General features: G+C 35.7%; 6 protein-coding genes. 1 reads left to right on the top strand and 5 read right to left on the bottom strand.

Annotated features, from left to right (window positions below):
• Positions 1-20: 20 nt before the first annotated feature.
• The 3 genes from BGC7_RS10205 to BGC7_RS10195 are packed head-to-tail and all read right to left on the bottom strand — an operon-like array spanning position 21 to position 6,533.
• On the bottom strand, positions 21-3,200 hold the full coding sequence (locus BGC7_RS10205; protein ID WP_050701494.1) for a SusC/RagA family TonB-linked outer membrane protein: 3,180 nt from the start codon (positions 3,198-3,200) through the stop codon (positions 21-23).
• 19 nt (positions 3,201-3,219) lie between these two features.
• Positions 3,220-4,689, bottom strand: coding sequence for a glycoside hydrolase family 76 protein (locus BGC7_RS10200; RefSeq protein ID WP_082206670.1), 1,470 nt, complete (start codon positions 4,687-4,689; stop codon positions 3,220-3,222).
• A gap of 20 nt (positions 4,690-4,709) precedes the next feature.
• A complete protein-coding gene (locus BGC7_RS10195; RefSeq protein WP_050701492.1) occupies positions 4,710-6,533 on the bottom strand; it encodes a carboxypeptidase regulatory-like domain-containing protein in 1,824 nt (607 codons plus the stop codon).
• Positions 6,534-7,014: 481 nt separating this feature from the next.
• Between BGC7_RS10195 and BGC7_RS10190 the strand changes: the two genes are divergently transcribed.
• Positions 7,015-9,516 carry a Kelch repeat-containing protein gene (locus BGC7_RS10190; protein ID WP_050701491.1) on the top strand — a complete coding sequence of 834 codons (2,502 nt, stop codon included), beginning with the start codon at positions 7,015-7,017 and terminating at the stop codon, positions 9,514-9,516.
• 79 nt (positions 9,517-9,595) lie between these two features.
• Here BGC7_RS10190 and BGC7_RS10185 read toward each other — a convergent pair whose 3' ends face one another.
• Both BGC7_RS10185 and BGC7_RS10180 read right to left on the bottom strand, forming a co-directional pair.
• Positions 9,596-11,953: a family 20 glycosylhydrolase gene (locus BGC7_RS10185; protein ID WP_050701490.1), complete on the bottom strand. Its 2,358-nt coding sequence runs from the start codon at positions 11,951-11,953 to the stop codon at positions 9,596-9,598.
• 65 nt (positions 11,954-12,018) lie between these two features.
• Positions 12,019-13,065, bottom strand: coding sequence for a glycosyl hydrolase family 18 protein (locus BGC7_RS10180; RefSeq protein WP_082206645.1), 1,047 nt, complete (start codon positions 13,063-13,065; stop codon positions 12,019-12,021).
• Between the last annotated feature and the right edge of the window lie 16 nt (positions 13,066-13,081).

Below are 13,081 nucleotides of genomic sequence, written 5' to 3'. Positions count from 1 at the left end.
CTTATTTTCAATATTAAAATCTAAAAACCAAGAGACAATCCTATAGTATAGGTTTTATTTATAGGATACATTCTGCCCATATCGTCATCCGGATGTTCCGGATCCACAAACTTCACTCCTGTTATAGTAAATATGTTGTAGGCATTAAAAAACACACGTAAATTAGCACCTGATAGTGATCTTAGTTTAGGTAATGTATAACCTAGTTCTGCACTTTTAAGTCGCAGGTATGCTGTACTTACACGATTAAATGCCGAATTTGTTTTTGGATAATGACCCGTATATCCATAATATCCACTTACCCATTCTGTAGCAGGATCATAAGGGTCGGCAGTAGGATCTACCGGATGCCAGCGATCCAAATATTGTTTCAGTGTTCCTCCGCCATTGGTACCCCATATAGAATAAAGTGGCTCTTTATACTCCATTGACCCTAATGCTGAGCCTTGAAATAATAAATTCAAATCGAAGTTTTTATATTGAAAGTTCATATTCAAACTGAAATTAACCCAAGGTGTTTGATCGAAAGCAAAAGGATGTTCATCCTGACTGTTGATTTCTCCATCGCCGTTCCAATCCTGATATTTATAATCGCCGGGTAATACATCTTTTTCTGTATAAATCGGATAATACCAGATATCATTCCAATTATTAAAACGTCCTGCCGATTCGTAACCAAATTGAACTCCTTGATAACGGTTGTTCAGATTATCTTTACGCCATTTATCGTAAGAATTCTTATAAGGCCCATTTTGTACTGCTGTCAGATATTTAGTACGGGTAACAGTTGCAATACCTTTTATGTTATAGGTTAAATCATTGATCTTATTTTTATGTCTCAACTCCAGTTCTAAACCAAACTGACGATCGCTATTCTTGTTCTCATTAGGAGCAGTTGCACCGATCACAGTTGGAAATTCAGACGTATTGCGAGCAAATAGCCCAGAGCGTCGTCTGTCAAAATAGTCTAAAGAGAAACCAAAGAGACTGTTCCATCCATCAAAGTCGACACCTGCGTTGAATGTTTTAGCTTCGTACCATGTTATAGCTTCATTAGGTAATGCTTTGGGAGTAACACCGGTTACAAATTGTCCTCCAAATATGTATCCGGGAGCATAATTATCATAATATCCTTGCTCCGAGTTGTTACCTGTTGCCGGATAGGTATATCCCGGTAACCATTCATAATCCCAGCTATCAGCTAAGTCGTCACCTAATATACCATAACTGGTTCTGAATTTTAATTGTTCAACAAAAGACAATGCTGATATTGACTTGAAGAAGGGTTCTTCGGAAAGACGCCATGCAGCCGATGCTGATGGGAAGAATCCCCATTTATGTCCTTTTGCAAATCGTGATGAACCATCATAACGAAACTGAGCCTCAACAATGTATCGGCTACCATAATCATAATTGAGCCTACCGATAAGTGCCGATTTAGCTTCATCATAATAATCTCCTATTTTAGAAGACATCCCTGTCATCTGTCCCTCTTCTACACCAGCCAAAAGGTGGTCTGTTCCGAATGCCAGATTCTTCAATCCATAGAAATTGTCTCCGTCATTTTTCTGAGTCTCCCATCCTATCAATCCTCCTATTTTGTGAAGCTCATTGAATGTACGGTCATAGTTTAGAACAAACTGACTTAATATCTGTTGTTTATCATAAAACTCACGCTTTATCTGACTTGGAGAACTGTCTCCATAAACTTTTTTGTCGTATGAATTCGTTTTCGAATTATAAGCATACTGATAATACTCTTTTCTAAAAATTGTATTATTGTTTGTATGGTAGTCATAACCAATCAAAGCTTTAGCAGTTAATCCTTTGAGATTACTATCCAATGTGGCGAAATCAAAATTTAATGAAGCTGATGATTGAAAACTTTTCTTCTTATATTTTCTGTAGCCTGAAATATCAGAATCGATCATTGCTACCGTATTTTGCTCCAGATCGAGTCCATCATAGTTTAGCATAGTGTTTTCAGGATCTGCATAAGCAGGATATAATACACCTTGCTTCCAGTAGTTGCGAATAATATTAACCGAACTTGCATAAGGATTATGTTGTTCATCTGCCATTCCGCTTAAGTTTACATCCAATGTTAACCCTTTTACAATCGTTGCATTAATGTTAGAGCGAAGATTGAACTTATTATAATTCAAATCTCCCGATTTGAAAAATCCTTCTTGAAAGAAGTAGCCTGCCCCAAAAAAATATTTCAATTTTTCGTTACCTCCGGAAATACTTATGTCATGCTGCGTTTGTGGAGAATAATCAGAGAATAGCAGAGAAGTCCAATCAGTAGTACGACGTGTTCCGTTACGAAAAGCATCGAACGCATCCTGTCCATAAATAATACTACCTCCATTTACATTATTCATCGACTTTTCGTTGTACAAAGTCATTGCATCATAAGCGTTGGCCAATGTAGGCATTCCCGAAGGTTTCTGAAAAGTATAAGATCCATTGTAAGAGATTTCCATCTTACCCTCTTTTCCATTTTTGGTAGTAACTAAAACAACACCATTGGCCGAACGAACACCATAAATAGCCGCAGAAGCGTCTTTCAATACAGATATATCATCAATGTCATTTGGATTAATACGCTGAAAATCTTCTATTGTACGAGGAATACCATCAATGATAACCAACGGAGTTCCCATACCTCTAATGTCAAAATTTGCACTGTATGATCCCGGCTCCGCACTTTTTTGCCATACACGCACTCCCGATATTTTACCGGTAAGCATATTCTGCGGGTTTTCGTTTTTGGTTTGCAGCATTTCCGAACCTTTTACTCCTGCTACTGCACCACTCAAAGTAACTTTCTTCTGAACACCATAGCCCACAACAACGACATCATCGAATACAACATTGTCAACGAGCATTATAACATTGATTTGAGTGCGTCCTGCTACTTTTTCTTCTTTTGTTCCAAATCCGATATAGCTGAATACCAGTGTGGCATCACTAGCAGCCTCAATAGTATAGCGTCCATCAACATCTGTAACTGTACCAGTGCTTTTATTTGCATTCTTAACTGTTATAGATACTCCTATCAATGTTTCATTGTTGTTATCAACTACTACACCCGATATCTTCTTATTCTGTGCCAAAAGAGACAATGGGGCACAAAGAATTAGAAGCATCAATAAAACTCTACTTCGAAAGTTTTTTGCGCATTGCTTTTCCATCATAATAGCAATATTTTTTAATTTATTTATTGTTCTCTAATTCGTATTTAGACAGGATAGCATATTCGGCTGCAAATGTAAACATAAACATACCTTCTATATTATTGTCATTCTTATTGTTCTCCCAGCCCGACAAAAGGTTTACCGGTAAGAGACCTTCGTATTGGAAGTTCTCATATCCATAATCAAGATTTTGCTGAAAACTATTGATATATGATTTCATATTTATATATGAAGGATATAATTCTACATAGCTGCGCATCAATACTCCATTAAACCAATTATTGAAACCACTGACATCATATGTATAATATCCTATAAGCTCTTTTCCTTTGCCGGCAAAATACTTGAAACTATCGTCACCCATTCTTTTTGCGTCTGCCAAGTATGTTGCATCTTTAGTTACTCTGTATAGGTCAGTCGCTCCTGAAATCATTGTTCCTGTATTGTATGAGTAGGCTGCGCCTTCGCTTCTTGTCAATCTGGTGTTTTTACGGTATTTCACTTGATTTACATATTCATATGCTACATCGCAACTAGGCTCACATCCTCCACGCATATCAAAAAATACACCTTCCGACATCATCAATATTTCTTTCTGCCATTGATATATCTTTTTTGCATAATTAAGATAATAGTTGCTTTTCTTAATCATTTCAGATTTTCGGGTTTTCTTATCGGTAGCATCTATATAACGATATTCGATTTCGTCCGATTTCTCAGCATACAACTCATGCAGCCACACCAGGGGACTAACAATTGGCCCATTACTACATGCATGTTTAGTTACATAACCCGGCCCCCAAGGGATACCTCCATTTTCATTTCCATTCTCATCTCGGGTTGTGTCCCATCCATCTAATACATACGAAGTCAAATATTCAGCTTTTTTCAAATATTCGGCCTTCCCTGTTAATTTATAGGCTTCTATCATTTCGCGAATAAGCCACATCTGATCGTCATACACATTCTCTATGCCCGACACATTTGCCTGACCTTTTTCATTTGCACGATTCACCCCATAAATAGACCACGACTTTTCTTGAGTAAAAGAAGTCAACGTATATGTTCCCATATAGTAATCTAAGTTAGTATACAGCTTAGACAGCAAATCTGAATAACGGCTGAAGTGCTTATCATAAAGAGTTGCGTCTCCTTGACTTTTTTGCGCTTGAAGACCGGCCAGAATAGCATTTACTGCTTCGATAGAAGAGGTATACATCCAAACACTGGCTTTTTCTCCCGAAACACTACTTGTGTATGGATTATAAAACCGTGCCATGGCCGTGCCATCTGCAACAAAATATTTAGTGAATGTATTATCTGCCAACTGTATAGATCTTTCCAAATTTTGTTTAGCAACACTTTGAGGATCCTTTGTGTCAGGAATCTCAGGTTTCTTAGGATCATCATTCGTATTATCGCTACATGCCATTGTTATGGTTGCCACAAACAAACAGCCGATTAAGGTGCTTAATATCTTTTTTATCATATTCTTAGACATTATATTATTTACTGTAAATCAATTTTATATATAGCCAGTTTATTTTCTCCTGAGTTTGGCACACAATTATAAACTCCCAATGTCAATACCACATTTTTCCCATTGAATTGTGATAAGTCGTAAACAAATGAAGCATAACCGGCAGGATCTCCTGCTCCTCCTGATTGGTGTACGAATTTCCAACATCCATCGGCTGCTGCGGATTGGCTCTGAGCATTCGCACTTTGCGGACTAAGATGCGTTACTGTTCCACTTTCTTCTACAGCACTAAGTTTGAAGTAAGTATAATTGCTGCTGAAATTACGTACACGCAAGGTCAATGTATTACGTCCTGAGGCAATAGCAAATTTAGAATACAGATATGATTCAGGAACAGTAGTGCTTATTTCCGAATCGTTGCGGGTCTTGATTATATAACCTTCGGAAGGAAATACTTCTGGGTCTTTCTTTACAGGAACAAGTGACCACTCTCCTGCAACATGACGAACATTTTTCCAAGAACGATAAGCATCTGCATAACTATCTCTATTTCCACTTACCGGACTGATGCCTGTAAATGACTTATTTGATTGAGTCATTGTAGAACGAACCATTTCTTGAGTCAGCTTCCAGCCGTTGACAACTTCTGTTCCCGGCAACCAACCCCATCCTTCAACCTTTCGGTCTGCAAAACGAATAGCACGAAGTACGAGCTGTTTGTAATAGTCTCCTTCCGATTGACGATAAATACCTATAGCTATAACAACTTCTTTTCCGACATAGGCGCTCAGGTCATATTCGAAGTCTTTATAATCACCCGAATGTAATGTATTTGTATTCCCTATCTTTACAGCCGCGGGATCACTTTGAGATAAATCTACAACTTGTACACCAAAATATGCAGGAGCATCACTGCTTGTACTGTGAGTACGAACCCTCAATGACATTATTTTGTTATCTTCTGTTATTAATTTACTACCATAAGTGTAGGAATCAAATACTTCGAGATCTGCCGGGTTACCTTGTTCCACTTTACTGTTTCTTACCTGCAAAGTAGTTCCTTCATTCTGTTCTTCCCATTGTCCTACAAAGCTGAATGTACACATATAATCTGTCGACCAGTCCCAATGAGGGTAGGCATCTCCATTTCGACCTCCTCTATACTCATTATAATACCACTTGTCGGCTTCGGCTAAATCATCGGCAGTCAATCCTCGAAGGAGCTCTACACGCCCCATGAATATCGGCTCTACTGTAGATATTTTATCAATAAAGCTACCTTTAGTAACTTTCTTAGAGATTGTAGTATATCCTTCTTTGGCAAAGGAGATGGTATAATCATTTGTTCTTATGTCTTCTATAACAAACGTACCGTCACTTCCGGTAACAGTTTGTTTCGAAGAGTTTATACTTACTGTCACTCCCGCAAAAGGAACATTATTGTTTTTTGCATTATAAACAACCCCTACAATTTGAGAGGATGCATCCAGCATCGCAACTGTTACCGCTGCTGTATTGCCACCTCCCTTAGCAAAAGTTTTGGCAGTAATAGTAGTGCTTATAGTTTCTCTACCTTTCTTGGTAAAAGTTATACTATGACTCTGAACTGTAACATTACTCACTGAAAAGAAACCTTCATTATCAGTTGTTACTACATTATCTACTCCTGATACAACAACAGAGGCTCCCTCTATGGGGTTGCCAACTTCATCTGTAACTGTCCCCGAAACTGTTCCATGCGCATAGCTTGTAGAATCATCATTGTCATCGCTACAAGAGGTAATTGCAAAAGACACAACAGTTCCCAATAAGACGGCAAACATAAATGCTCGCAAGTTTTTTATTAGTTCCATGTTTTACTTAATGGGTTAAAAAATTAGACATATTAGACATAATTAAGGATAGGTATATTACAATATGGAAAATAAAACCATTTTCTCCATATTCATTTTATGCTTTAATTTTTAATAATATTAGACAGAGATATTTTTCGAGTCCGAATGCATGGATAGACTTTCATGATATTTAATATTTTGATCAGGTATTTAATATTTTTATCAAAAGTCATATCTATCGGTTAAAATTACGGTTAAAACAGGGTTATTAACCAATAAAAAACATTAACCACTCATATTTATATAACGAAATGCCATTAATGAACGAATTGGCTTACCATAAACGATTAGTAATAAAATAAAGTTTTTTCTTTGCCGATATTTTTCTTATTTTTACTTTCATATATAATATTTATATAATTAAAACATATAGAAACAAAAGAATTTCTATCTAAAGTAATTACTAACGATTAACTGAATCTATCTTATACCCACCTCTATGAGATTTTGGCATGTATTTTTTATACTTTACATATTTGTTGTCCAATCAGCTATTGCTCAGGGGTTAAAATTTAGCGGAAATGAACAGCCAATAGATAAACGCACATCATTCGATGTGTTTAACCATAAGTCAGTATCTTTTACTGATAATTTTGATATAGATTTTTTCTTATCATTGGATTATCAGACTAGAGTCGGACATATTGTGCGAATTAAAAATAAAAACGACGATAAAATTTACAACTTTCTTTATGAAGGTCACGAAGGGCATTGTGTATTTAGATTCAACGAAGAAGGAAGAAGCAGCCTGATTGTTACAGAGATAGACAAGAATGAACTAATAAACTTTAGTTGGGTCAAAGTTAAAATTACTTTTGATCTAACAAATAATTCTATAGAATTGTCTATTCATAATCATAAATTCAGAGTAAAAAACTTAAACTTACCAAAGTTGTATGAACCCGAAATAATTTTTGGTAAAAGTGATTATATCATAGATGTTCCATCTTTTGCTATCAAACAATTGTCGATAGGAAATAATAAGAATAATTATGATTTTCCTCTTAAAGAAAATGAAGGTAGTATAGTGCACGATAGTCAAGGAGAAGCTATCGGAGAAGTTTCAAATCCTGAGTGGTTAATTAATGATGCATATCGGTGGAAGCTTATTACATCAGCCAGTTCACAATCTATAGCTGGTTCTAACTACAATGAAGCTAAAAAAGAAATATATTATTTCAATAGAGATTCTATATTTATATTTAATACTAAAACGAATGAAACAAAGAAAATAGCTTTTGAGAAAAAATGTCCTGTAGATCTTGTGTTAGCAACTAATTTTATAGATACAGAACATAATAAGCTTTATGTTTATGAAGTATATTACAACAGACCTTATACAGGATCAACCGTTGCCTGTTTAGACCTGAATTCCTACGAATGGACAGTGGAAAGCCACGACCAGCTGCAACGGGAATTACACCATCATGGTACTTTTTACAACAGCAGCAAGCAAGAACAGATAATATTTGGCGGATATGGAAATAATATGTATAGCAGCAAGTTTTATTCCTATAATGTGGATTCAGCCAAATGGAAAACTCTAGATAAATTTGGAGGGGATATAATTTTCCCTCGTTATTTTTTGTCAACTTCTTACAATGTGAAAGAAAGCTCAGCCTATATATTCGGTGGTATGGGTAATGAAGCAGGTGAACATATTGTAGGACGTAAGTATCTGTATGACTTATATAAAGTAAACTTTGAGACAAAAGCTATAACAAAACTTTGGCAAATATCATGGAAAGGAGATAATGTTGTTCCCGCCAGAAATCTAATTTTATCAGGTGATTCTTGTTTCTATGCATTATGTTATCCGGAACATGTTTCTGAGTCGTTCTTGAAACTGTACGAATTTTCGTTGAAAGACGGGGCATATCAAATACTAGGGGACTCTATTCCAATCTATTCGGATAAGATTACTACAAATGCAAAACTTTTTTATGATAAACAGCTAAGTAGTTTATTTGTCATTGTACAAGAATCTAAAGACGATATAACATCTAATATAAAGGTTTATTCTCTGGCATTCCCTCCTATTTCAGCAGAAGAACTAGGTAATTACCCTCGAAATTCAGGTTCTGTAAATATCTTTCTTATTCTCTTATTTTTAGTTGTATGTTATTCTATTGTCGGTTATTTAGTATATAGGAAATATAGAAAAAAACATATTATCAATCAAAAGTTGACTTCGGGATATCCATTCAAAGAGAAAGAAAATATAATAAGACCTAATTCAATCTATCTCTTTGGCGAATTTATGGTGTTCGACAGATCGAAGAAGGACATTACACATCTTTTTAGCACCAGGCTCAAACAAACTTTTTGTCTGATTTTAGAACACAGTAACGGGGATGGTATAACTTCTCAGCGGTTAAGCAATATCTTATGGCCGGAGAAAGCTGAAGATAAAGTTAAAAATTCGAGAGGTGTTACCATCAATCATTTACGCAAAGCCCTGAGCGAGCTTGATGGAGTAGAATTAGTTTACAACAAAGGCTATTTCAGAATTGTACAGACTGAAGAGTTTTATTGTGACTACACCAGATGTATTCAAATTATATCATCCAATATCAATATTGAGAAAGAGAAAGAAGAATTATTGACTATTTTAAATAGGGGTAAATTTCTGGAACATTCCGATCATCCGTTATTTGATTCTATTAAAGCTTCAATAGAAGGTCATCTAGAACCTCTATTATTAAATGAAATAGAAAAAAGCCATATAGCTAAGACGCATCATACAACAATAGAATTAGCCGAAGCAATATTCAATATAGATACTTTAAACGATAGCGCCTTATCGTATGAAATAAAGGCCTTATTAGGTTTAAAAATGGAAAATGAAGCCAGATTGAGATATATGTCTTTTGTCGTAGAATATAAAAAGACGATGGGAAGTGACTATCCCTATTCGTTTCAGGATTTATCTCAAGGCTAAAAACAATACAAAATGCCCTTAAAAGCTATATCTAACCTTTAAGGGCACTTTCTTTAATTTCTATCAATCTTATTACTTCCTATTTATAATAAGATGCATCAAGTAGCGTGAAGTGTGGTTCTCCTAATTTTCGCATTTTAATAAATAGTTGATTCCACATTGGAGCCCATCCACCAATGATACCCGAAAGTTTTATCATCTTTACTTCATGCAATCCTTTTGCCAATGCTATAGAACTATCTGCATGAGACTGACGAACAACAGTATTTTCATTCGATATCAATAATTTTCCATCTAGCCAAAGTTGAACAGCCAAAGTATTGATGAAATATATCCCATCTTCGGGAATATCAATATAACCGCTAAGGACAACATTGTAATTTTCATCGACAGGATATTCCCCATGTCCTTTAATCCAATGCTTAGCATCTTGAGGAGCAGCAATATATTCCGTCTCACTCGGAATCTTATTTTGTAATTGTGCGACTTTATGCATTATTCCTTGGTAATATTCGGCTTTTAGTCCCGACTTATATCCTATTTCTCTCATTACAGCCGGGGCATAAGATTGCTTTTGGTATGTAATAGTACGCACTTCCCCCTTTTTACCCGAAAGGAGGATTGAACGAGTTTTAAACACTGTATTTTCTTTTATAGAAAGAGGGCATTTATATTCTGTCGATTTTTCATTTGGTTCTGTTCCATCAGTAGTATATACAATTTTCATTGGCTCTAATGTTTCCAGAGCAACAATCGCAGAATCTACAAAAGCCACAAAATTACATGAAGGCGCACCAATATCCTGAGGTTGCGGAATAAAATAATTGATATTGTGCATATCTAAACGTACTCTGCCATTATCCAGACGACGTTCAAAATCTTTATAATCTTTACGGGATAATGCTGACCAAGCTATTTCAGCTAAAGCCAGTATACGAGGATATGTATAATTCTCTATAATTTCAGGTTCATACATATATTCCGTCCATACATTAGCTTGCACACCTAATATATGATGCTGCTTATCTTTAGCTAATTGATCGGGTACAGGATCGTAACTATAGGTAGTAGCAATCGGTATATAATTATTTCCGATACCAATCGGTGATAATTTTTCATCTGCCTGAAACGCATCTAAATACAACCATCTTCCTGGCGTCATTATAACATCATGCCCCATATTTCCTGCGGCAATTCCCCCTTCTTCGCCACGCCAGCTCATTACTGTTGCTGATGGAGCTAGTCCTCCTTCGAGAATTTCGTCCCAACCTATCATCTTTTTCCCATGTTGTGTCAAAAATTTCTCGATGCGCTGAACAAAGTAACTTTGTAATCTTTCCTCGGCTGTATGCTCCTTATCTGATCTTAATCCCAGAGCTTTGATGCGAGCCTGACATTTTGGACAAGCTTCCCATTTTGCTTTAGGAGCTTCATCTCCTCCTATGTGGAAATATTCGCTTTCGAATAAAGGGATAACTTCGGCAATCACATCTTCAAGAAACGTAAAAGTAGAATCGTTTCCTGCACAATAGATATCACTTGATACTCCCCATATTTTGCGCACCTCAAATGGGCCACCTGTACACGAAAATTCAGGATATGCTGCTAATGCAGCTACTGCATGGCCAGGAAGTTCTATTTCGGGGATAACTTCTATAAAGCGCTCTTTGGCATAAGCTACTATTTCTTTTACTTGTTCTTGAGTATAAAAGAATGGTCCGTAAACATTTCCCTCTCCTTCGGTTCGTTTTGTACTTACTTCCATTAGTTTGGGATATTTCTTAATTTCTATCCGCCATGACTGATCTTCAGTAAGATGCCAGTGAAAGGTATTTATCTTGAACATAGCCAATACATCGAGCTGCTTTTTGATGAAATCTACATCTACAAAATGACGACATACGTCCAAATGTTGTCCACGATATTCGAATCGAGGTTCGTCTTTGATTGTTACAGCAGGTATTTGCCAAGTAATATAATTTATCTGTGTTGAGCTTTCAATCTCGGCCGGTAATAATTGCATAACAGTTTGCATACCATAAAAGAGTCCTTGGGGCGTTTTAGCTTTTATGTCAACCCCTTTCTTATCAACAGTAAGCAGATAACCTTCATTATTAACATCTATATCGGTTACAACTGACAGATTGATATAATTCGCATTCGGTTTATCTTTATTCTTTTTCAGACTATATCCCGTTGAATTCTTTATTTTAGCAGTAAAATAGCTAACAATCTTATCTGTCTCTTCATTCTGCGATACAAACACAACATCCTTCGAAAGAATAAATACCCCTTCATTCTGTGTTAGTTCGAGAGGAATAGGAATAATGTTTATTCCCTCATTATATGATTTACGTTCTACCCTTTTTCCTTTACAAGAAATAACTGATAGAGCGATAACAGAAAAGACAGACAATGTCAAAATAATATCTTTCATTATATTTTCTTATTTTACAGATTAGTACATTCTTTAATTCAAAGAAAAGTGTAGCTGAAAATATTCTAATCTTTTTTTAATGTTTTATAAATAGTTTCGAGAAGACTTTTATCAATATTATAGGTGTCTTGTGTTATTTCCCAAAACATTATTCCTCCAAGTAAATTATCTTTCGCGTATTTTGTTTTTTTCTCTATTGTAGGTATTCCATCATAATATATAAGTCCGATGTTATCTTTCAGGTGAGCTTCTGGATCCGAATACTTTGACAGAATATCTGCATAAGAAAGACTTGTAGCACCTGTAGCATCATTTGAAGATTTAAATTCGTAACCATAGAAAGGAACTCCGGCTATTAATTTCTCTTTTGGTAGTTTGCGGTTTTTAAGCCAATGATTTATCGAATTGACATAGAAGTTCCAACTACTATGCGATCCTACGTTACTCCCCGACCAAGGCCCAGTTTCATCATAGATCATCAAACTAACAAAATCAAGATACTCATGCATAGTATTATTGTAGCAATTATAATAGCCCCAACCACCATTATCCCAGCTACCACTGACAGCAGCAGTTATTATTCTTTTGCTTCCTAACTTATTGCGAAGCAAGCGATATGTTTCTTCCAGAGCTGTTCGTTTAACAATATCATTACTGTTGGCTCCACCTATTCCTCCTTCCCATTCTTCAAAATCAATATCGACTCCGTCTATACCTAACGCAGTTATAGCATTTACAATATTATCTACAAGCCGGCTACGATTCTTTTCATTTAAAATAGCAGAAGAGAAGTTTGTTGTTCCTCCACCACCTATTGATAATAAAACTTTTACATTATTAAGATGTGCATCGTCAATTACCGATTTGTACTTTGTTATCTCTGTTGTGTTGAGTGATCCATCGGATTGTACTAAGCCAAATGCCAAACAAAGATGAGTTATTTTGCTCCATAGCACATTATAAGGCATCTTCCATGTTGGCAAATATGCTACAATATAAGGTTGCTGAATATGTAAGTCCGGATCGGGTTGAAGATCAGGGACTGTATTATCATTACCTGAACACGATATTGATAATATAAGTATTAAAATTAGTGACAAATATCTTTTCATAATAATCTTTCTTATA

Source organism: Dysgonomonas sp. BGC7 (assembly GCF_001261735.1).
In the GTDB taxonomy this organism is placed as follows: Bacteria; Bacteroidota; Bacteroidia; order Bacteroidales; family Dysgonomonadaceae; genus Dysgonomonas.
Note: the sequence above shows the minus strand (reverse complement) of the source record. Positions and strands in the feature narration are given on the sequence as shown.